Annotated in this window: 17 protein-coding genes; 15 read left to right on the top strand and 2 right to left on the bottom strand. The window is 68.5% G+C overall.

The annotated features are described in order from the left end of the window. Positions 1-16: 16 nt before the first annotated feature. Positions 17-820 carry a DUF2189 domain-containing protein gene (locus tag H9Q09_RS19220; protein WP_187392376.1) on the bottom strand — a complete coding sequence of 268 codons (804 nt, stop codon included), beginning with the start codon at positions 818-820 and terminating at the stop codon, positions 17-19. Here H9Q09_RS19220 and H9Q09_RS22810 point away from each other — a divergent pair. The 6 genes from H9Q09_RS22810 to H9Q09_RS19190 all read left to right on the top strand — a co-directional run bounded on the left by H9Q09_RS22810 (position 808) and on the right by H9Q09_RS19190 (position 8,815). Further along, complete coding sequence (locus tag H9Q09_RS22810) at positions 808-1,551, top strand: Hpt domain-containing protein (RefSeq protein WP_187392375.1); 744 nt, start codon at positions 808-810, stop codon at positions 1,549-1,551. The genes H9Q09_RS19220 and H9Q09_RS22810 overlap by 13 nt on opposite strands. Then, positions 1,548-3,599 (top strand): hypothetical protein, encoded by a 2,052-nt coding sequence (locus H9Q09_RS19210; RefSeq protein WP_187392374.1) that lies wholly within the window; start codon positions 1,548-1,550, stop codon positions 3,597-3,599. The genes H9Q09_RS22810 and H9Q09_RS19210 overlap by 4 nt, the downstream gene beginning before the upstream one ends. A gap of 5 nt (positions 3,600-3,604) precedes the next feature. Next, complete coding sequence (locus H9Q09_RS19205; RefSeq protein ID WP_187392373.1) at positions 3,605-5,515, top strand: glycosyltransferase family 2 protein; 1,911 nt, start codon at positions 3,605-3,607, stop codon at positions 5,513-5,515. Further along, a complete protein-coding gene (locus tag H9Q09_RS19200) occupies positions 5,512-6,987 on the top strand; it encodes a hypothetical protein (protein WP_187392372.1) in 1,476 nt (491 codons plus the stop codon). Before H9Q09_RS19205 ends, H9Q09_RS19200 begins: the two co-directional genes overlap by 4 nt. Before the next feature lie 83 nt (positions 6,988-7,070). Next, complete coding sequence (locus H9Q09_RS19195; protein WP_187392371.1) at positions 7,071-8,015, top strand: response regulator; 945 nt, start codon at positions 7,071-7,073, stop codon at positions 8,013-8,015. Next, on the top strand, positions 8,012-8,815 hold the full coding sequence (locus H9Q09_RS19190; protein WP_187392370.1) for a hypothetical protein: 804 nt from the start codon (positions 8,012-8,014) through the stop codon (positions 8,813-8,815). The genes H9Q09_RS19195 and H9Q09_RS19190 overlap by 4 nt, the downstream gene beginning before the upstream one ends. A 13-nt stretch (positions 8,816-8,828) precedes the next feature. Here the strand turns inward: H9Q09_RS19190 and H9Q09_RS19185 are convergent, their stop codons facing one another. Further along, the gene (locus H9Q09_RS19185; RefSeq protein WP_187392369.1) at positions 8,829-9,755 is read right to left on the bottom strand and encodes a glycosidase-like protein; all 927 of its coding nucleotides are present in this window, start codon (positions 9,753-9,755) and stop codon (positions 8,829-8,831) included. 470 nt (positions 9,756-10,225) lie between these two features. On the opposite strand from H9Q09_RS19185, the gene H9Q09_RS19180 reads away from it, so the two are divergent. From H9Q09_RS19180 to H9Q09_RS19140, 9 genes are all read left to right on the top strand, one after another. Then, a complete protein-coding gene (locus H9Q09_RS19180; protein ID WP_187392368.1) occupies positions 10,226-10,738 on the top strand; it encodes a hypothetical protein in 513 nt (170 codons plus the stop codon). Positions 10,739-10,883: 145 nt separating this feature from the next. Further along, complete coding sequence (locus H9Q09_RS19175; RefSeq protein WP_187392367.1) at positions 10,884-12,152, top strand: ABC transporter substrate-binding protein; 1,269 nt, start codon at positions 10,884-10,886, stop codon at positions 12,150-12,152. A gap of 73 nt (positions 12,153-12,225) precedes the next feature. Next, positions 12,226-13,257, top strand: coding sequence for an iron-containing alcohol dehydrogenase (locus H9Q09_RS19170; protein ID WP_187392366.1), 1,032 nt, complete (start codon positions 12,226-12,228; stop codon positions 13,255-13,257). Next, positions 13,254-14,684, top strand: coding sequence for an aldehyde dehydrogenase family protein (locus H9Q09_RS19165; RefSeq protein ID WP_187392365.1), 1,431 nt, complete (start codon positions 13,254-13,256; stop codon positions 14,682-14,684). Before H9Q09_RS19170 ends, H9Q09_RS19165 begins: the two co-directional genes overlap by 4 nt. Positions 14,685-14,843: 159 nt before the next feature. Next, positions 14,844-15,731 carry an AraC family transcriptional regulator gene (locus H9Q09_RS19160; RefSeq protein ID WP_024350895.1) on the top strand — a complete coding sequence of 296 codons (888 nt, stop codon included), beginning with the start codon at positions 14,844-14,846 and terminating at the stop codon, positions 15,729-15,731. Between the two features lie 127 nt (positions 15,732-15,858). Next, positions 15,859-16,842: a branched-chain amino acid ABC transporter permease gene (locus H9Q09_RS19155; RefSeq protein ID WP_348646334.1), complete on the top strand. Its 984-nt coding sequence runs from the start codon at positions 15,859-15,861 to the stop codon at positions 16,840-16,842. Beyond that, positions 16,843-17,898: a branched-chain amino acid ABC transporter permease gene (locus H9Q09_RS19150; RefSeq protein WP_187392363.1), complete on the top strand. Its 1,056-nt coding sequence runs from the start codon at positions 16,843-16,845 to the stop codon at positions 17,896-17,898. Next, a complete protein-coding gene (locus H9Q09_RS19145) occupies positions 17,895-18,674 on the top strand; it encodes an ABC transporter ATP-binding protein (protein WP_187392362.1) in 780 nt (259 codons plus the stop codon). The genes H9Q09_RS19150 and H9Q09_RS19145 overlap by 4 nt, the downstream gene beginning before the upstream one ends. After that, positions 18,667-20,832 (top strand): ABC transporter permease, encoded by a 2,166-nt coding sequence (locus tag H9Q09_RS19140; RefSeq protein WP_187392361.1) that lies wholly within the window; start codon positions 18,667-18,669, stop codon positions 20,830-20,832. The genes H9Q09_RS19145 and H9Q09_RS19140 overlap by 8 nt, the downstream gene beginning before the upstream one ends. Positions 20,833-20,854: the final 22 nt, after the last annotated feature.

Genomic DNA, 20,854 nt, shown 5'->3' with positions numbered 1-20,854 from the left:
CCGCCGCCTGGCGCGTTCAGCCGCCGGCTGGCGCCACCGCGCGGCGGTAGAGGTGCCAGCTGGCGTGTCCCAGCACCGGCAGCACGATGGGCAGGCCGATCAGCAGCGGCAGCGAGCCGGCGAAGACCAGTCCCGCCACCATCAGGCCCCACAGAAGCACCGTGCCGGGATTGTGCAGCATCACCCGCACGGAGGTCGCCATCGCTTCGGCGACGCCGCCATGGCGGTCGAGCAGCAGCGGAAACGAGACGACGGTGATGGCCAGCGTCACGAGCGCGAAGCCGAGGCCGACCAGATTGCCGACGCCGATCAGCGTCCAGCCGCGCGTGGTGGTGAACAGCTCGCCGAGGAACGCGCCGTAGGACGTCGCCACGAACAGGCTGCCATAGAGCCAGATATAGATCGCCTGGGCCGCATAGAGCCATGCCGCGAAGATCAGCAGCAGCAGGCTGGCGAGGCCGAGGATCGATGGCAGTGCCGGCGAACGCAGCACCTCGAAGGCGTCCGACCAGCTTGCGTCGAGCCCGCGCTCGCGCCGCCGGCTGATCTCATAGAGCGGGATCGCCGCCACCGGGCCTATGAGGGCAAAGCCTGCGACCAGCGGGAAGATCAGCGGCAGGATGTCCTGATCCGCCGCCCAGACGCCGATCGCCAGGCCCATCAGCGGATAGACCAGACACAGAAAGGCGTAATGGGTCGGCCGGGCCGTGAAATCGGCGATGCCGGCCTTCAGGCAGGCGACGAGATCGGCCGCGCCGATCCGCCGGATGTCCGGGCCGATTGTCTCTGCGGAATGCGGGATGCTTGGTGCGGTCGTCATCGTCCAGCTCCTTTCAGAAGTGGTCGAATGAAGCGAAACGGCCGGGCCTGAGCGCCTGCCGGCCCACCGCCGCCGCTCATGCCGCAAGGGTACACCCGAAGGCGAAAACGGTCCATCGCGATCCGGATCGTGAGGCTTTCCGGCATCACGTTTTCGTTCACGTCACACGCCCGTTTGCGGTGGATGCGACCGGTGCACAGCCGGCACAAGTCAATCCCCAGATTTACGGACTTGCCGATCCCGCCATATCCGATAGCTCCGAAAACGTGCTGACGGACGCCGCAGGGATTCGCGCGAATTCTGCGGTGATGCCAGCAACGGGCCGCATCGTGGCTGGATCGGCCAAGAGTTCACACGATATTTGTGATCGAAAGGCGAGGTTATACTGCGACATGGGGACGGATGACTTCCGCAGCAGGATATTCGCGCTTGGCCAGCGGTTCCATGCCCGCTTTCCGGGGCAGATGACCGAGATCGAGACGACCCTGGCGACGGCGACCGCCGACCCCGCGGCCGTGGTCTCCCTGCGCATGGCGCTGCACGCCATGGCCGGCAATGCGCCGACCCTCGGCTTTCCGCAGATCGGCGCGGAGGCCCGGCGGCTCGAAGCCGTGATCGCCCCGGCCGCCGAAACAAACCGCAGCCTGACGGACGACGAGAAGCGACAGGTCGAGGACGGCCTCGAAAACCTTCGCACGCTTCGGGACGAACAGAACGAGACATATTCATGATGCTTGCCCGCAAGACGGTCGCAGTCGCGATCTCGGTCATGGCTTGTGCGGCCGCTTCCGGAACCGCACTGGCCCAGACCGCACCGGCGGGGCAGCCGGACCAGAACGGGCAGGCCGTGCAGGGCGCACCGGCGACGGCGCCGAGCGGGACCGCGGCCTCCACGAACGACGCGGCAACGCGCGCAGCGGGCGTGCGACGCGTCATCGGCCTCGGCGAACTCGGCTTCGACGAGGGTTTGCAATTCTCCGGGCTGAACGGCGAGCGCGAACTGTTCTTCCCCGTCGTGGCGGAGGCTGCACAGGACATGGTCCTGCGCCTGTCGCTGCGCTCGCAGAGTGCGTTTGCCAGCCGGCGCAGCATGCAGGTGCTGGTCGGCGACCAGATCGTCTTTGCGCGTGGGCTCGGCAACGAGGACGAGAGCTTCACCGTCGAGAAGGCCATCGATCCGGCGAGCGTCGAGAACGGCTTCGTCAAAGTGACCCTGCGCTATAGCGGGGCGATCACCGAGGATCGCTGCGTCGACCAGCGCGTCGCCGGCGATTTCCTGTCGGTCCTGCCCGGTTCGGCGCTGGAGGTGGCGCTCGATCCGGCCGCGCTCGACACCATCGACCGCGTCCTTGCGATGATGCCGGACGACGTCGTCATCCGCATGCCCGAACGCGATCTGCGCGAAGCCGAGATGGCGGCGCTGATCCGCATCAATGCGGCGCTCGTCGCCCGCAACGCCCGTGTCACCTTCGACCGCGCGGCCGATCCCGCGGCGACGGACGGCTCCGGGGACGCGCTGTGGTCCACCGGCACGATCGCGCTGAGCTTCGAGCCCCCGGCCGATGCCGGTCCCGCGCTCGCCGGCGCAGGCGGTCTCTCCGTCCTGTCGCTCGGCAACGCGCCCGGCCTGCTGGTCAGCGGCGACCGCCCCCAGGCCGCCGCCGAGCTGCTGTCGTCGCGCTGGCAGGCCCTGGCGCTCGGGTCGTCCCTGTCGGTCGCCGCCGCAAACGATGGCGAGGACACGGCTTCGGCGACCAGCTTTGCCGATCTGGGCATCCCGCTCACCAGCGCCAGCCTGGTCGATCAGGTCGTCTTCGACGCCGCCTTTCTCGGTTCGCAATTGCCCGCCGGCACGCGCCCGTCCCGGCTCGATCTCGATCTGGCGGTGGCAACCGACACCCGCGGCTCGAATGTCACCATCGCCGCCTTCCTCAACAATTACCTCCTGGCCAGCACCACCTCGCCGGGCGGCAATCCGGTGACCCTGTCGGCATCGATCCCCGCCGGGCTGGCCGGCCGCGAAAACGCGCTGCGGGTTCTGGCCCAGCGCCAGCCCGATACCGGCGATTGCGCCAACCCCCCGCAGGGATTTCCCGTGCAGCTTCTGCCGACGAGCAGCATCGAGACGACCGCGCTCGGCCGGCCGGCGGCGGAGTTCTTCGAGGCGACCTCGGCCTTCGGGTCCGGCGTCACGGTCTTCATGCCCGAGGCCGCCGCCGGCTCGCTGAAGGGAGCCGCCGCCGCCTCGCTGGTCGCCGGCTTGATCTCGGCGGAGACGCCCTTCGACCTGCGCTACGGCCCGGTCGGTGAAGCGCCGCAGGCGCCGTTCATCCTCGTTGCGGATATGCTGCCGGAAGGGATCGACAGCCCCGTCCGCTTCGACGAGGGCCGCGTCCGGCTGACCGATGCCGGGGGCGATCCGCTGCTCGATATCGGCGGTCTCGACGACTACACCATCGTGCAGATCGTGCGGGCCGGCGACGTCACGGGCCTCTGGATCCGGCCTAACGCCGATGCGGCATCCGGCGACGCGGTGGCTCCAATCGTGCCGGTCGCCCTCGACCGGGGTGACGTCGCCCTCGTCGACGAGGCCGGCCTGGCCTTCGCCTTCTCGACCACGCGCGACCAGCTGGTGCAGGTCACCTATCCCGATCGCCTGTCGCTGACGGATCTGGCCCGGCAATACTGGCCGTGGATCATCGGCGCGCTCTGGATTATCGGCACGCTTATCTTCGTCACCCTCCTGTCGCGCATCTACCGGCGTCGCCGGGCCGGCTGACCGCGATGGCGTTGAGCGCAACCGACGTCGCGATCGGCAACCGTCTCGTCCAGAAGCGGCTCATCACGCTGGCCCAACTGGACGAGACGCGCACCCGCGCCGAAGCCTGGAATGTCAGCCTGATCGACGTTCTGTTGACGCGCACCTGGGCGCGGCCGCTCGAACTCTACCGAACCGTCGCCGAGCATTTCGATCTGCCCTTCGTGAACCTGATCGACGAGCCGCCGGACGACGCGCTGCTCGATCCGGCCGACCATGACGACTGCGCCCGCAACCTCGTCCTGCCGTGGCGCCGCGTGAACGGCCGGCTGCAGATCGCGACGGCCCGGCCCGGGCCGGAGGTCATTCTCTTCCTGCGTCGCAAGTTCGGCCCGGCCTTCGACCTGGTCGTCACGTCGAAATTCGACATCGTCTGGTCGCTGCAACGGGTGTTCCGCGAGGACCTGTCTCACCGGGCGGTCTACGAGCTCGCCGAGATCGACCCGGAAATGTCGGCCCAGCGGGTCATCACCACCAACCAGATCGTCGGCGCCTATGGCCTGTTCACGCTGCTCGCCATCGGCTTCTATCTCGCGCCGCTCGGCACGCTGATCGCCATCAACTGCCTCGTGACGCTGTTCTATCTCGGCAATTTCGCCTTCAAGGCCGGCCTCGTCTGGTATGGCGGCTTCGGCCAGTCCCGCCGCCGCCGCACCATCGAGGTCGATGCGCGACTGCTGCGCGAGGCGGACCTGCCGGTCTACACGATCCTGGTGCCGATGTTCCGGGAGCCCGAAGTGCTGCCGATCCTCGCCCACGCCCTGCGCAATCTCGATTATCCGCTGGCCAAGCTCGACATCAAGATCGTGCTGGAGGAGACCGACGACGAGACGATCGATGCGGCCAAGGCCCTCGGCCTGGAAGGCATCTTCGAGATCGTCCGGGTGCCGGCCTCGATGCCGCAGACCAAGCCGAAGGCCTGCAATTACGCGCTGAAATTCGCGCGCGGGGACCTCCTCGTGATCTTCGACGCCGAGGACAAGCCGGAGCCCGACCAGCTGCGCAAGGTCGTCGCCGCCTTCCGCCGGAGCGAGCCGAACACCGCCTGCATCCAGTGCCGCCTGAACTACTACAATGCGCAGGAAAACTGGCTGACGCGCATGTTCACGCTGGACTACGCGCTGTGGTTCGACCTGATGCTGCCGGGCCTCGAACGTCTGGGTGTGCCGATCCCGCTCGGCGGGACCTCGAACCATTTCAAGATCGACGTCCTGCGCGAACTGCACGCCTGGGACCCGTTCAACGTCACCGAGGACGCCGATCTCGGCATCCGCATGACCCAGAAGGGCTACCGGGTCCGGGTGATCGATTCCACCACCTTCGAGGAAGCCAACTGCAACACCGGCAACTGGATCCGGCAGCGTTCGCGCTGGATCAAGGGCTACATGCAGACCTTCCTCGTCCACACCCGCCGGCCGCTGCATCTGATCCGCACCATCGGCCCGCTCGGCGTGGCGGGCTTCGTCTTCTTCATCGGCGGCACCATGCTGTCGGGGCTGCTCAATCCGATCTTCTGGCTGATCTTCGCCGGCTGGCTCCTGACCGAGACCACCGGCTTCGACGCGCTGTTTCCGCAGACGATCCTGTATTTCGCCCTGCTCAACCTGCTCGCCGGCAATGGCCTGTTCATCTACCTGACGATGATCGCGCCCTTCCGTCGGGGCTGGCTCGAACTCGCCCCCTACGGCATCACCGTCGTCTGGTACTGGGTGCTGACCTCGATCGCCGCCTACAAGGGCCTGTGGCAGCTCATCGTCAATCCGTTCTACTGGGAGAAGACCCAGCACGGCATTTCCAAGTTCACCGCCAACGAGCTGGAGCAGGCGAAGAGCGCCGACGGGGAGAAGCCCGAAGCGGCGACGGCGGTGGCGGCATGATCGCCGCCCTGCGCCTCCTCGCCATCTGGGCCGTCTTCTTCCTGGTCTGCCTCGCCGCGCTGCTCTGGACCGCCGCTCATGGCTATGTCTCGTCGGGCGTTCTGGCCTCCTCGGGGCAGGCGATCCTCGCCGCCGAGGGGCGCGACAGCTTCGGCGCGGTCGCCACGGCCTATCCGCCGCTGCCCTATCTCCTGTCGCTGGGCACCGCGCTCGTCGGCGATCCGTCGCAACTGCCGGCGCTGACGGCTGCCGCGCTGGCCGGCGGCCTGTTCGCGGTCGTCGTCGCGTCGAGCCTCGGCAGTGCCGGCATCGGGCGTGTTGTGGCCGCGATCATCACCCTGCTGCTGGTCGCCAACCCGCTGTTCCTGCGGGCCCTGGCCGACGGGCCGGGCCTGGTGCTGCTGGTCACCTCCGTCTTCATGTTCGCCGCCGGCTTCATCGGCCTAAGGGCGGACGGCACCGCCTCGAACGTGATGACGCTGGCCTTCGCGCTGGCCCTGATGGCCTTCTCGCATCCCTATGGCATCGCCCTCGCATTGGCCGCCCTGCCGCTTCTGGCGCTGGCCTCCGCACCGCATCTCATCGAACGCACGCCGGGCAGCCTCTATCTGTCGCTGCTCTTTCCGCTCGGCTTCGCCTTCCTCGCCTTCGCCTATGTCGGGCAGGTCTTCGCCGACGCGCCCTGGGCGTTTCTCGGCACGCTGGCTGCGCCATTCGACGCCTATGCCCTGCCGCAGACACCGGGCCAGGCGGCCCTCCGCATGATCGGCGGTCTGGTGCTGTGCGCCCCGGTCCTGATCTTCGCCACCGTGCGGGCCGGCCGCAATCCGGCGCTGTTCGTGCCGATGATCGCACTATTGAGCCTGCCGATCCTCGGATTTGCCCTATCGGGCCTCCTGGGCGCCCGCTTCGATCCGACGGTGGCGCTGGCGCCGGTGCTCGGCCTTGCCGCCGCTTTCACTATCTTTGCCTCGGGCAACAGCCGGCGCATGATGCGCACCAGCCTTTTTCTCGCCGCCGGCCTCGTCGGCAGCGTCTTCTGGCTGGCCGACAATCCGACCGCCGACACCGCCGCGTGGCGCGATGCCGCACTCGGACGGTCCGAGGCCGCGCCGACCCCGTTCGGGCAACTCGCCGGCTTCCTCGCCTCCCGGTCGGAGATCCTCGTCGACACCAATGCCTATCCCGAGCTGGTGGCGCTGCGCGGCACCGGTGCCGGCCTTGTCGTGCCGGGCTCGGCGCGCTTCGAACTCGATCTTCTGGCGGCAAGGCTGCAGACGCGTTTCGTCGCGGTCCGCGACCCGGCGGCCGACATCGTGGTGCGCGATCGCATCAACCAGGCGTTCCCGCGACTCTTCCGCAACGGTGCCCGCGATTATGGGCTCGTTTACCATTTCGAGGGATGGCGGGTGTATGAAAGACTGGTCCGCGATGCACGCCGGCCGGAACCGGAGCCGCAGCCTGCCGGATGAGACAGGGGCGGCCGCGGCGGCCCGCACCCCGCCCGCGCTGTAGCGGGTTTCGGGACGGGCCGGGCGCGTTGAAGGGGGAAGTGATGCGCATACTGGTGGTCGACGATTCCGAGGATGCCCGGGACATCATGGCCGTCACCCTGTCGTCCGGCGGCTACGAGGATCTGACCTTCGCCACCTCCGGGCAGGAGGGGCTGGATCGTCTGGCGCAGGGCGGCAGCGGGTCGGATGACGCCTTCGACCTCGTGCTGCTCGACGTCATGATGCCCGGCATGGACGGCATCGAAGTCTGTGCGCGCATCCGCGCCGATGCCCGGCACCAGGATCTGCCGATCCTGATGGTCAGCTCCCTCAGTGATTCCGACTCCCTTTCCCAGGCCTTCATCGCCGGCGCGAACGACTACGTCACAAAGCCGATCCATCGGCTCGAGCTGCTGGCGCGTGTGCGCAGCATCGCCCGCCTGCGCGGCGAGCGCGATCTGCGCCAGGCCCGCGAGGCCGAGCTTCTGGAAACCGGGCGCGGGCCGGAAGCCGGCAGGGCCGCCAGTGCCCTGACCTTTGTCGATCCTCTGACCGGTCTTCTCGGCTGGGAACCCTTCGAGGCGCTCGTCCAGCGGGCCCCCGCCGCCGACGTGCCCCGCTTCGGGGCGCTGGCCTGGCAGATCGACGATCTGGACCGGCTGCGCGTCCGCGACGGCGAACAGGCGGCCCGCGATCTGATCAAGAGCACCGCACGTGTCCTGCAGGCGCTGCCGGCTCGCATCGGCGACCATCTGGCGCATTACGACGACGGCATCTTCGTCGCCTTTGCAAGAAACTGCTCCGAGGCCGAACTGGCGGAGCTCGCCGCACGCGCGCGCTCCGGCGTCGCCGGCACCGGCACGACCTTGAGCGTCGGCACGGTCATCTCCGACGGGCGCGAGCAGACCCCGCGCGACGTGGTCGCGGACGCGATCGCCGCGGCCGAGCGGGCCGCGGAGGATGGCGGCGACCGCGTCGTCACCCGCACCGCGCTGCTCGTCCCATGATCGGCGCGGTCGCCCTGCGCGCGCTGCTCGCCGCCGCGGTTGTTGGAGCCGGTACGGCCGCGGCAAATGCCGGCGCCTGGACCCAGGCGAAGGGCCACGGTCAAATCATCGTCTCGGGCACCTATACGGATTCGCCCAAGGGCTTCGACGACGATGGCAACGCCGTCGATATTCCCGACTATCGCAAGTTCGAGCTGAACACGCTGATCGAATACGGCATCACCGACGCGGTGACGGCGATCCTGCAGCCGCAGATCCAGTCGGTCGATATCGGCCAGCCCACCGACGCCTCGCGCTTCGGGCTCGGCTATTCCGAGCTGGGCGGCCGCGTCAGGCTGTGGTCCGACGATGTCTCGGTGCTGTCGGGACAGGTTGTCGCCCGCATCCCGGGCACCTTTGACGACGACGATCCGGCCTCCATCGGCAACACCGATCCCGAGCTCGACATGCGGATGCTCTACGGCCGCTCCTTCGGCATCGGAAGCTGGTCGTCCTTCCTCGACGTCCAGCTCGGCTATCGCGCCCGCTTCGGCGACCCGCCGAGCGAGTTCAAGGCCGACGTGACCTTCGGCACCCGTCCGGCCGACGATCTCCTGCTTCTGGTCCAGTCGTTCAACTCGATCGGCGACGGCAGCGAGAAATCGTTCTTCGTCAGCGGCAGCGAACACAAGCTGCAGCTCAGCGGCGTCTGGGACGTCAATGAAAGCTGGTCGCTGCAGCTCGGCGGTGTCGCCACCATCGCCGGCGAGAACGCCCTGCGCGAACGCGGTCTCGTCGCCGCTGTCTGGCACCGGTTCTGAGCCGTCCGGCGGCTCAGCAGCCGCCGCGCCACTGGCAGAACAGCACGCCTTCGGCGAGTTTCCCCTGCACCGTGAAATCGGTGTCGGTCCGCCCGCCTGCGTCGGGATCGGTGAACCACCGCCAGACCCAGGCGCCTTCGACGACGGCCGGGTCGAACTGGCAGTGCCACTCGGCGATCACTCTCGCCTGCAGGACGTCGTCGGGCGCCGCGTCGCGTTCCTCGGCGCTCTCCCACGGCTTGGCCGCGGCGCCCACGGCCGACCGCAATCCGTACTCCGCCACCCAGACCTTCCGCCCGCTCTTCCGTGACACGGCCGCGATGCGGTCGAGCTGGTCGGCCATCGCCGCCGCCCAGTCCTGGCGCGCATCGTCGGCGCCGAGCGGCGGATAGAGGCTGACGCCGATCCGGTCGAGCTGCGCCCAGAACGGCACCGTCTCGGCCTCGTCGGCATTGTGGGCGACATAGACGAGCGTGCCGGGGAAGATCGCCCTGATCTCCGCAATCAGCCCAGGCCATTCCGGCCGGCCGGTGGATTGCACCAGCTCGGTGCCGACGGCGAGGGAGGTGGCGCCCGCATCCGCCGCCACCTGGGCAATGTCGATCAGCGCCGTGCGGTAATGGCCGAACCAGGTGGTCCACGCCGCATCGTCGGGCATCGATATGGCGCCGGCCCATGTCTGCGGCACCCACACATGCGGCTTGACGAAGGCGTCGAGCCCCGCCGCCTGCGCCGCCGCGATCGCTACGCGCAGCTCGTCGAGGCTCATGTCGGACCCGAGCCCGATTTGCGGATCGTCAGGCCCCGGCTGCCAGAGGAACGGCACGATCGCCACGTTGTCGGCGCCGAGCTTTACCAGCCGGGCGAGGCTCTCGCGGCTGGCCGGCGACCCGAAGGGCGCATTCTCGGTGCGGATCAGATTGACGCCATTGATCTGCAAGCGCGGCTCCCCGGAACAGGCCGGCGCGGCAGGAGCGGCCCCTGCCATCATCGCCACCGCGATCCCCGCCGCGACCACGCGGCATCCCCATGCGCGGGCCACTGCCGGCCAGCCTGTCGCGCGCCGCGCCGGGCGCCTGCTGCCGATACCCTCCGCGCAGGGGCGTCCCGCATCTGTCGTCGCTCGCAAACCCAAACCGGCACCACTCCCTCGATCGCAGCCCGCTGATCTGCGGCAACCGCGCGCCGATCATTATGCCTGCCGAACCCTCTGCCGGACCAGCGCCGATGCCGCCGCTCGCGCGATCGTGTGGCGCGATGCCGGAACGCGGAGGCGGGCCGACCTTCCCGCCCACTGGCCAGACGGACGCGTTTTATCAGACGCCTGGGTACGGCATGCCGCGCGCCGGGCTTGAGCCTATGCGACCGGGCGAGGACCCTTGGCCGGTATCGGCACGGAGGGGCGAAAGCATGCAGGACGAGCGGTGGCGCGACGACGAGCGCGACGTGGAACCCCGCCAGCCCACGCCGGCGGCCCTGTCGCTCTATCGCGCCTTCGAGCGCCCGGCCCAGATCGTCCTCGTGGTCTGCCAGATGCTCTTGGGCCTGGGCCTCGCCATCGCGCTGATCCTCAAGCTCTACATGCTGCTGTTCACCGACGGCGTCTGCGTCGCGGACGCCACGAGCCTCGGCAACATGATCCGCTGTACGCCGGCGCTGGCGCTTCTGGGGCAGACGCTGATGCTGGTCGCCGCCTTCCGCGTCGCCGCCTTGTTGTTCTCGCGGCGTCTCGACGGGCTGTTCGAAGCGCTCGCGCTGGGTGTCGCGGGCGCCCTGATCCGCATTGTCTCGACCCTCCCGTCGGACGGGCCGGTCTGGCAGCAGACGCTGATGATCGCCGCCCTCGTCGCGGTCGGCGGCGCGCTGGTGCTCGGCCTGCGCCTCGGCGGCCTGTCGCAGCGTGACCCGGCGGACCGACAGTAAGCGCCAAGGCGCAAAAAAAAGATCACAGGATACGCCAGCGCACTTCCGGTGATCGGTCTTTCGGCCGGCTCGGTCAGGCTTGGCATTCGGGCGGCCCGTCTCAGGAGCGGCGTGGTGCGGACCGAAGTCTATGGGAGGATAACAGATGAAAACTACATGGATGTGCGGTTTATCGACACTCGCCCTGCTTGCCGCGGGCGCAACGCAGGCTGTGGCGCAGGATAGTTCCGAACCGGTCAAGATCGGCGTGCTGGTAACGCTCGAAGGGACCTATACCGTGCCGGGCCAGGACGGCGTGCGCGGCCTGGAGGCGGCGCTGAAGGCGGCCGACTACCAGGCCGGTGGCCGCAAGATCGAGGTCATCACCCAGTCCACCGACACCACGCCGGACAGCGCCACCCGCGGCGCCCGCAAGCTGGTCGACCAGGACGGCGTCGACATCGTCATCGGGCCCTTGTCCGGCTCCGAGGGCATTGCGATCCGCGACTATTCCAAGACCCGGCCGGACGTCACCTTCATCAACGGCATCTCCGGCGCTATGGAGACCACCTACGTCACGCCGTCCGAGAACTTCTTCCGCTTCAACATCGACGGCGCGCAATGGTCCGCGGGTCTCGGCGAATACGTCTTCAACGAGAAGGACTACAAATACGTCGCCACCATCGGCGAGGACTATTCCTTCATCTATACTCAGGTCTTCGGCTTCGTGACCGAGTTCTGCCGGGCCGGCGGCGAGATCACCGACCGGTTCTGGGTGCCGCTGGGCACCAAGGATTTCGGCTCGATCATCGCGGCGCTGCCCGACGACGTGGACGCCATCTATCTGGGCCTGGGCGGCGGCGACGCCGTCAACTTCCTCAACCAGTATCAGCAGGCCGGCGGCCAGGCGAACCTCATCGGCGGCTCGATCATGGTCGACGGATCGGTGCTGTCGTCGGAAGGCAGCGCCAAGCAGGCCCTGATCGGGGTCCCGTCCTCCGGCCCGCAGGCCGACACCTGGGACGATCCGCGCTGGCAGGAATGGGTGAAGCTCTATCAGGACAGCTTCCCCGAGAGCGATCGCTTCCCGACCCCGTCGCTGTTCGCGACCGGCTACTACAACGCCACCAGCGCGGCGCTGCAGTGCCTCAGCACGGTCGAGGGCGACCTCTCCGACGGCCAGACGAAGTTCCGCGACTGCCTGTCGAACCTCAAGCTCGAGGCGCCGAACGGCGACATCACCCTCGACGAGAACCGCCAGGCGATCGGCGCGAACTTCGTGACTGAAGTGGTGGAACTCGATGACGGCACGCTGGCCAACAAGATGGTCCGCAAGGTCGACGACGTGAACCAGACGCTGGGCATCGAGCGGGCCGCCTTCGATGCCATCGGCCTGCCGAGCCGCGACGTTCCGGCCTGTCAGAAGTCCTACTGACGCGAGAGCCAGCGGCCCGGGTGCGCATGCGCCCGGGCCGCCGTCTTCCCGACATATCGCATCGGCCGGGGCAATGACGCTCATCACCTATCCCACGCGCGTGCACTTTGCCGACGCCGTTCTCGCCGAGGCGCTGCATTCGGAGATCGAGAGCATGGCGCTGCTCGCACCGCTGCTGATCGTCCCCGACGCGCCCGGCGCCGCCGAGAGCCGCGAGGTCATCCTGTCCGGCCTGCCGGTCGCAACCGACATCCTGTCCTTCGATCTCGCCGAAACGGCCGACCTGTCGACCGCCGCCGTGGCCCTGTGCGAGCAGTTCGCCGGCCAGCGCGTCGACACCATCATCGCCTTCGGGGCGGCCCGGGCGATCGAGCTCGGCCGCAAGGCCCGCAAGATGCTGTCGCAATTCGGGCCGCGGCCCAAGCTCTATGCCGTGCCGGGCATCGACGGCCTGCCCGACCCCTGCCGGCGCAATGTCGAAAGCTGGCGCAGCGGCCTGCCCGACGTCCTGATCTGCGATCCGACGCTGATCCTGTCGGCCGGTGCTGAGGACAATCTGCGCTCGGCCCTGCGCAGCCTGGTGCGCAGTCTCGAATCCTATCTGGCCTCCACCTACAATCCGACCGCCGACGGCATGGCGCTCGACGCCTTCAGCCGTAGCGTCGCCAATCTGCCGCGGCTCGCGGCGGCCCCCGACGTCACGGTCAGCCGCGAGCTGATGGCCGCCGGCCTCAATGCCGCGCTGAGCCAGCAGAAGGGGCTGGGCCCGGCCCAGATGCTGGCGGTGGTGCTGGCCGCCCAGCATTCCGGCCTCGATGCGCTGGCCGCCGCGCGGCTGCTCCTGCCGGGAGCGCTGGCGGCGATGGAGGCGGAAGTCGAGCGCACCGATCTCCTCGGCCGGATGATCGGTGCCGGCGCGGATCGGCGCGAGGGCGCCGCGACCGAGCGGCTGTCGGCCTATCTCGGCGCGATCCCCATCCTCGTGCCGCGCCTGTCGGATCTCGGGCTGACGCCGGACGATCTCGACGAGGCGGTGTCCGAGGCCGAGCGCGCCGACATCCTGCCGAAAGGCGCTGCCCGCACGGTGCTGGAGGGGGTCTTTTGAAGCCGCTGCTGATCGGCGGGGAATGGGTCACGACCTCCCACGGCTTGCCCAATGTGAACCCGTCCGACGTCTCCGACATCGTCGATGTCCATGCCCAGGCCGGCCGGTCCGAGGCGGAGGCCGCCATCGCCGCGGCGACCGCCGCCGCACCCGCCTGGGGTCGCACCGATCCGCAGACCCGGTCCGACATCCTGCACCGGGCGGGCGAGGAGGTGCTGCGCCGGGCCGACGAACTCGGCCGCCTGCTGGCCCGCGAAGAGGGCAAGGTCCTGCGCGATGCCATCGCCGAAGTGGCGCGGGCCGGTCGCATCCTGCGCTATTTCGCCGGCGAGCCGCTGCGCACCGGCGGCCAGTTCCTGCCGTCGGTCCGTCCCGGCGTGAATATCGAGATCACCCGCGAGCCGGTGGGCGTCGTCGGCATCATCACGCCGTGGAACTTCCCGATGGCGATCCCGGCCTGGAAGATCGCGCCGGCGCTCGCCTGGGGCAACACGGTGGTGTTCAAGCCCGCCGAACTGGCGCCCGGCTGCGCCTGGGCGCTGGCCGATATTCTGCAGCGCGCCGGATTGCCGGCCGGCGTCCTGAATCTGTTGACCGGTCCCGGCTCCGTCGTCGGGCAGACAATGCTGGACGACGCCCGCGTCGATGCGATCAGCTTCACCGGCTCGCAGGCGACCGGCGCGCGGGTCATGGCCGCCAGCGCGCCGTTGCAGCGCAAGGTGCAGCTGGAAATGGGCGGCAAGAACCCGCTCGTCGTCCTCGACGATGCCGATCTCGACCGCGCCGTCGCGGCGGCCGTGGACGGCGCCTATTTCTCCACCGGGCAGCGCTGTACCGCCTCGTCGCGGCTGATCGTGACCGAGCGCATCCACGACCGTTTCGTCAGCGCGGTCGCCGAGCGCCTTGCCGGGCTGCGCACCGGCCATGCGCTGGAGGACGGCACCGACATCGGGCCTGTGGTCGACGAAGCGCAGCTTCGTATCGACGAGGCGGCCATCGCCCGCGCACGAGCCCAGGGCGGCAGCCTCAGGGTCGGGGGTGACCGGGTGACGCAGGCGACGGAGGGCTTCTTCCTGTCGCCGGCCCTGATCACCGAAACGACCAGCGACATGGCCATCAATCGCGAGGAGGTGTTCGGTCCCGTCGCCTCCGTCATCCGGGTGCGCGACTATGACGAGGCGCTGGCGACCGCCAACGAGACCGATTTCGGGCTGTGCGCCGGCATCTGTACCGAGAGCCTGAAATACGCCAGCGATTTCAAGCGCAACGCGCGTGCCGGAATGGTCATGGTCAATCTGCCGACGGCCGGCGTCGACTATCACGTGCCGTTCGGCGGAACGCGCGCCTCGAGCTTCGGGCCGCGCGAGCAGGGGGCCTTCGCAGCGGAATTCTACAGCAGCGTGAAGACGGCCTACACCGCCTCTTAGGCACGTTTGAAGCACTCGCGGCCGGCGTGCGCTGTATACCGCAAAGACTGTTTCTTTGTTCTTCGAACTTGTCTGGCCGCGCGGAACATGGCCCGATAATTGGCCGGTCGAAGCGGAGGGAGAAGCCGCGCGGCCGTCGTTGATCGGGAGGATCACGAAATGAGCCATGCTATCGCGGTGTGTCACGGCGCCTTCGGCCGTGCCGCGCTGTACGAGCTTGATCGCACCATCACCACCCATGCCCATCGCGAGGGGCATCTGGTGTTCTACGTGGGCGGCGATGCCGCCAGCCTGATGGTGCACAATGCGCGCAGCGACCTGACACCCGGCCATGCCGTCGCGGTCAGCCCGTGGGAGCCGCACTCCTTCCACGTGCCGGAAGGCCGGATCAACATCTGCCTCGTTCTCTACATCAAGCCGATGTGGTTCCTGGAAAACAGCGACATGGCGGAGTTCTCGCTGTCCTTCGGCCGGTCGCGGCTGACCCTCAACCAGAGGCAGCGCGAATTGCTGACCCGGATCACCGTCCTGTTGATGGGCAACGAGAACGCCATGGCGTTCGACGAATTGCTGTTCACCCTGACGCAGGAGTGCTTCAGCCTGTCCTGGGACCAGCGCCACGGCCGCCGCCCCTCGGCCCTGCGCCGGTTCTCCGACTTTCGCGTGCGCCGCTCGCTGCGGTTGATCCAGGAGAAGGTCGGCGAGGAGATGCCGATCGACGAGGTCGCCCGCTCCGTCGGCCTGTCGCGCCCGCATTTCTTCAAGCTGTTCAAGCAGTTCATGGGCGTGACGCCGAATGTCTACATCAACACGCTGCGCTCCGAAAACGCCATTTCGGACCTTCTGAGCACGCCCAAATCGGTGACCGACATCGCCTTCGATCTCGGCTTTTCCAGTCAGGCGAGCTTCACCCGGTTCTTCTCCTCCAATGTCGGCATCGCGCCGAGCGAATACCGCCGGGTGGCGCATGTGACGTCGGGCGCTTTTCCGATGATGGGGGACCGCACCAGACTATCGGGTATGCCGCCGAGCCCCCGCCCGAACTAGCATCTGTCCCTGAAGAGCCACTGGCTCGGGGGAGATGAGCCGTGATCTTTGTGACGCGACCTGAGGTTTGCCAGGCACGGACCGGCCGGAGGGCCGAGACGTGAGGGTCTTTGCGACCCGGCATCCGATCTGGACCGCGATCCTGGCAATCGTGGCGGTCGTCCTCCTGTGGGCGATCTTCGCCGTCTGGCCCGAGGGCCTCGAAGACGTCATCGGCCGCAAGAAGATCTTCCTCAACGCGCTGTTCAACGGCGTCACCCTCGGCGGGCTCTACTTCCTCGTCGCGTCGGGCTTCACCCTGATCTTCGGGCTGATGCGCAACGTCAATCTCGCCCATGGCTCGCTCTACCTGATCGGCGGCTATGTCGGCTTCTACACCGCCGACATCACCGGCTGGTGGCTGCTGGCCTTCCCGGTGGCCTTCATCATCGTCGGCCTGATTGGCGTTCTGATGCAGATCTTCGTCTTCCGCCGGATGGAGGGCGAGGATCTGCGCCAGACCCTCGTGACCATCGGCATCTCCATCGTGCTGGCCGACCTGATGCTGTGGAGCTTCGGCGGCGATTTCTACAACATCACCCCGCCGCAATGGCTCTCCGGGCCGCTCGATACCTTCTTCACCACCGGCTACGACCGGCGCGGCGAGTTGATCTTCCTGCGCTATCCGTCCGTGCGCATCGTCATCTTCCTCGCCGCCGTGGTCGTCGGCCTCGCCATGTGGCTGATGCTCAACCGGACCCGGATCGGCATGCTGGTGCGCGCCGGCGTCGACGATCGCGACATGCTGTCGGCGACCGGCGTGCGCATCCAGCTCGTTTTCGCCTGTGTCTTCGCCTTCGGGGCCGGCCTTGCCGGGGTCGCCGGGGTGGTGGGCGGCACCTTCCAGTCGGTCGCGCCGGGCGAGGATACGCGGTTTCTCCTCGCCTCCCTCGTCGTCGTCATCGTCGGCGGCATGGGCTCGATCCCCGGCGCCGCCCTCGGGGCCCTGCTGATCGGCATGGCTGAGCAGTTCGGCTCGGTCTACTTTCCGACCTACGCGGTGGTGCTGACCTTCCTGATCATGGTCGTAGTGCTGGCCTTCCGCCCCTACGGCCTTATGGGGCGCGCCTAGATGGTGGCGATCGACAGGCCCTCCGTCACGGCTCGGCCCTCGGGCCTCGAGCGGGTCCCCGCGGCCTACTGGGTGGTCGGGTTGCTGCTTCTGGTGATGCCGGCCTTTGCCTCGGGCTTCTTCCTGTTCCAGATCATGGGCTGGGCCTTCGTCCTCGGCCTCATCGCCCTGAGCCTGATGTTCCTCGCCGGCTATGGCGGCATGGTCAGCCTGGCGCAGATGTCCTTCGCCGGACTGGCCGGCTACCTCGTCGCGATCTTCGGCGTGAGCGGCGTCAGCGCGGTCTCGCAGGGCTGGCCCTGGTGGGTGGTGATCCCGCTGGCGCTGGCGATCACCATGCTGTTCTCCACCGCGGTCGGCTGGCTCGCCGTGCGGACCGAGGGCATCTACACGATCATGATCACCCTCGCCATCGCGGCGGCGTTCTTCTACTTCACCCGCCAGAACTTCGACGTCTTCAACGGCTTCTCGGGCTTCAACTCGGTGCTGCCGCCGCAGCTGTTCGGGGTGAACTGGCGCGAGTCGGTGCCGTTCTACTATCTGTCGCTGTTCTGGGCGGCGGTGGGCTATTTCGCCGTCCTCTACATCAGCCGCGCGCCCTTCGGCCTGGCCTTGCAGGGCGTGCGCGACAATCCGCGCCGGATGGCGGCGCTCGGCTACAACGTTACCGCGCACCGGGTCGCGGCCTATGCCTTTGCCGGGCTGATCGCCGGCGTCGGCGGCATCCTCCTGACCTGGCAGAGCCAGCAGATCTCGCCCGGCACGGTCGGCATCCAGCCGGCCATCGACATCCTCGTCATCGCGGTCGTCGGCGGCTTGCGCCATCCGATCGGAGCCTTCATCGGCGCGCTGATCTACGTGCTTCTGAAGACCTTCTCCACCGACGTCCTGATCTCGCTTGGCCTGTCCGGCGAACGCTTCCAGCTCCTGGTCGGCATCGGCTTCCTGGTCGTGGTGTTCTTCTCGCCCGACGGATTCCTCGGCATGTGGGACAAGTTCCGCGAGAACCGCAATCGCGATCCGCTGACCGGCACCGACCGGAGGCAGGCGCCATGAGCACCGCCGCACCCTCGCGCGGCGCCAGCGACGACTACGCCCTCGAACTGCGCGGCGTCTCGAAACGCTTCGGCGCCCTGGAGGCGTTGGGCGGCATCGACCTGAAGGTGCGCCCCGGCGAGCGCCACGCGGTGCTCGGCTCGAACGGCGCCGGCAAGACCACCCTGTTCAACTGCATCACCGGCGATTTTCCGCCGACCACCGGCGCGATCCGCTTTTTCGGCGAGGACGTGACCGAGTTTCCCGCCCAGGAGCGGATCCGGCGCGGCCTGCGGCGCACCTATCAGATCTCGCTGCTGTTCAGCGGGCTGAGCGTCCGGGACAATGTCTATCTGGCTTGCCGCGGCGTCTCGCGCGGCCGGTTCTCGTTTCGCCGACCGGGCAACCGCGACGCGCTGGTGGCGACCGCCGAGGATCTCGTGCGCACGGTCAATCTCGGCGACGTGATGGACCAGACCGTGGCCGATCTCAGCTACGGCCAGCAGCGCCAGCTGGAGATCGCCATGGCGCTGTCGGGGGCGCCGCGCTTCATCCTGTTCGACGAGCCCGCCGCCGGCCTGTCGCCGACCGAGCGGCGCGAACTGATCGGCATCCTGACCGGCCTGCCGGGCCATGTCGGCTTCATCATCATCGAGCACGACATGGACGTGGCCCTCAGGGTCAGCGAGCGGGTCACGATGATGCACAACGGCCGTGTCTTCAAGGAAGGCAAGCCGGCCGAGATCGAGGACGATCCCGAGGTCCAGGCGCTGTATCTCGGAGGCGGGCATGGCTGAGGGTACGCCCATCCTCGAGGTCCGCGACCTCAACGTCTATTACGGCCACAGCCACGCCCTGCAGGGCGTGAACCTGCGCATCGGCGGCGGCATCCTGTCGGTCGTCGGCCGCAACGGCATGGGCAAGACCACCCTGTGCAAGGCGATCATGGGCCTGGTGCCGGTGCGCGCCGGGTCGATCGCGCTGGCCGGGCAGGCCATTGCCGGACGCACCCCGGCCGAGATCGCCCGCATGGGCGTCGGCTACGTGCCGCAGGGGCGCCGCTTGTGGCGGTCGCTGACGGTCGACGAGCATCTGCAGCTCGTCGCGAGCAAGGGCGGCGCCTGGACGCCCGAACGCATCTATTCGGTGTTTCCGCGCCTGGCCGAGCGCCGCAGCAATGGCGGCGGGCAATTGTCCGGCGGCGAACAGCAGATGCTCGCCATCGGCCGGGCGCTGCTCCTCAACCCTCGCCTTCTGGTGATGGACGAGCCGACCGAGGGCCTTGCCCCGGTGATCGTCAACCAGGTCGCCGAAATGCTGGTGCGGCTCGGTGAGGAAGGCGACATCGACGTCCTGGTGATCGAGCAGAATATCGGCGTTGCCTGTTCCGTCGCCGACCGCGTCGCGATCATGATCAACGGCAAGGTCGACCGGGTGATGGAGGCGAGCGTTCTCGCCGCCGACCGCGACCTGCAGCAGGCGCTTCTCGGCGTCGGCCGCCACGCCCATGACGAGACGTCGGGGCCCGATGCCCCGCGCCGCGAGGCCGCGACGCCGGCCGAGAGCGGCCCGGTCCGCATCTACCTGTCCAATCCGAAGCTCCCGACCCGCTGGTCGGTGAACGTGCCGGTCCACGTCATCGAGCGCGCCGCGCGCACCGTCACCAAGCCGGCCGAGACCCCGACCACGGCAGGCCGCCCGATGGCGCCCGCGGCGACGCGGGGCGGCACCGTCTATGTCTGCGGGACGCTCGACACCAAGGGCGCCGAGCTGCGCTACATGCGCGACATCGTCAAGGCTGCCGGACTGCGCGTCGCCATGGTCGATTTGTCGACCAGCGGCAAGCCGTCGGGCGCCGACACGCCGCCCAATGTCGTGGCGGGCCACCATCCGCGCGGCGCGGCGGGCGTCTTCACCGGCGACCGGGGGAGTGCCGTGGCCGGCATGACCCTCGCCTTCGAGCGCTGGATGCAGGCCCAGACCGACGTCGCCGGGCTGCTGGCCGCCGGCGGATCGGGCGGCACGGCCCTGGTGGCGCCGGCCTTCCGCAGCCTTCCCGTCGGCGTTCCCAAGCTCGTCGTCTCGACCGTCGCCTCCGGCAACACCGCGCAATATGTCGGCGCCTCCGACATCACCCTGATGCCGTCCGTCGCCGACGTGCAGGGGCTCAACACGATCACCCGGCAGGTTCTGGCCAATGCCGCCAACGCCGTCGCCGGCATGGTGAAGGCGCGGGCGAGCGCTGCCCCGGCGGCCGACCGCCCGACGGTGGGCCTGACCATGTTCGGGGTCACCACGACCTGCGTCCAGGCCGTCGTGAAGGAGCTGGAAGCCGATTATGACTGCCTCGTCTTCCACGCCACAGGCACCGGCGGGCGGACCATGGAAAAGCTCGTGGCGAGCGGCATGCTCGGCGCCGTCCTCGACCTGACCACCACCGAGATCTGCGACATGGTCGCCGGCGGCGTCTTCGCGGCCGACGAAACCCGGTTCGACGCGATGATCGCCAGCGGACAGCCCTATATCGGCGCCTGCGGCGCCCTCGACATGGTCAATTTCAACGCCCCCGAGACGGTGCCCGAGCGCTATCGCGACCGGCTGTTCTACGAGCACAATCCGCAGATCACCCTGATGCGGACGACACCGGCGGAAAACGCCGAGATGGGCCGCTTCATCGGCGAGAAGCTCAACCGCATGAACGGTCCGGTGCGGTTCTACCTGCCCGAGGGCGGCGTCTCGGCGCTCGATGCGCCCGGCCAGACCTTCTGGGACCCGGCCGCCGACCGCGCGCTGTTTGCCGCGCTGGAAGAAACGGTGCGTCAGACCGCGTCCCGCAAGCTCGTTCGCGTCCCCCACAACATCAACGACCCGGCCTTCGCGGCGGAGATCCTGCGCAGCTTCCGAAGCCTGCATTCGCGCCCGCAAAGCCCGTCGAAACTGTCCCGGAGAGCCTGACCATGCACGACCGCCAGACCCT

Source organism: Aurantimonas sp. DM33-3, assembly GCF_014334315.1.
Lineage (GTDB): Bacteria > Pseudomonadota > Alphaproteobacteria > Rhizobiales > Rhizobiaceae > Aurantimonas > Aurantimonas coralicida.
Note: the sequence above shows the minus strand (reverse complement) of the source record. Positions and strands in the feature narration are given on the sequence as shown.

Bases quoted from the DNA above. Each gene is read 5' to 3' on its own strand.
- H9Q09_RS19170 (WP_187392366.1), top strand. From the start codon at position 12,226: ATGACGCTCATCACCTATCCCACGCGCGTGCACTTTGCCGACGCCGTT.
- H9Q09_RS19210 (WP_187392374.1), top strand. From the start codon at position 1,548: ATGATGCTTGCCCGCAAGACGGTCGCAGTCGCGATCTCGGTCATGGCT.
- H9Q09_RS19145 (WP_187392362.1), top strand. From the start codon at position 17,895: ATGAGCACCGCCGCACCCTCGCGCGGCGCCAGCGACGACTACGCCCTC.
- H9Q09_RS19200 (WP_187392372.1), top strand. From the start codon at position 5,512: ATGATCGCCGCCCTGCGCCTCCTCGCCATCTGGGCCGTCTTCTTCCTG.
- H9Q09_RS19190 (WP_187392370.1), top strand. From the start codon at position 8,012: ATGATCGGCGCGGTCGCCCTGCGCGCGCTGCTCGCCGCCGCGGTTGTT.
- H9Q09_RS19180 (WP_187392368.1), top strand. From the start codon at position 10,226: ATGCAGGACGAGCGGTGGCGCGACGACGAGCGCGACGTGGAACCCCGC.
- H9Q09_RS19175 (WP_187392367.1), top strand. From the start codon at position 10,884: ATGAAAACTACATGGATGTGCGGTTTATCGACACTCGCCCTGCTTGCC.
- H9Q09_RS19140 (WP_187392361.1), top strand. From the start codon at position 18,667: ATGGCTGAGGGTACGCCCATCCTCGAGGTCCGCGACCTCAACGTCTAT.
- H9Q09_RS19205 (WP_187392373.1), top strand. From the start codon at position 3,605: ATGGCGTTGAGCGCAACCGACGTCGCGATCGGCAACCGTCTCGTCCAG.
- H9Q09_RS19220 (WP_187392376.1), bottom strand. From the start codon at position 820: ATGACGACCGCACCAAGCATCCCGCATTCCGCAGAGACAATCGGCCCG.
- H9Q09_RS19195 (WP_187392371.1), top strand. From the start codon at position 7,071: ATGCGCATACTGGTGGTCGACGATTCCGAGGATGCCCGGGACATCATG.
- H9Q09_RS19150 (WP_187392363.1), top strand. From the start codon at position 16,843: ATGGTGGCGATCGACAGGCCCTCCGTCACGGCTCGGCCCTCGGGCCTC.
- H9Q09_RS19160 (WP_024350895.1), top strand. From the start codon at position 14,844: ATGAGCCATGCTATCGCGGTGTGTCACGGCGCCTTCGGCCGTGCCGCG.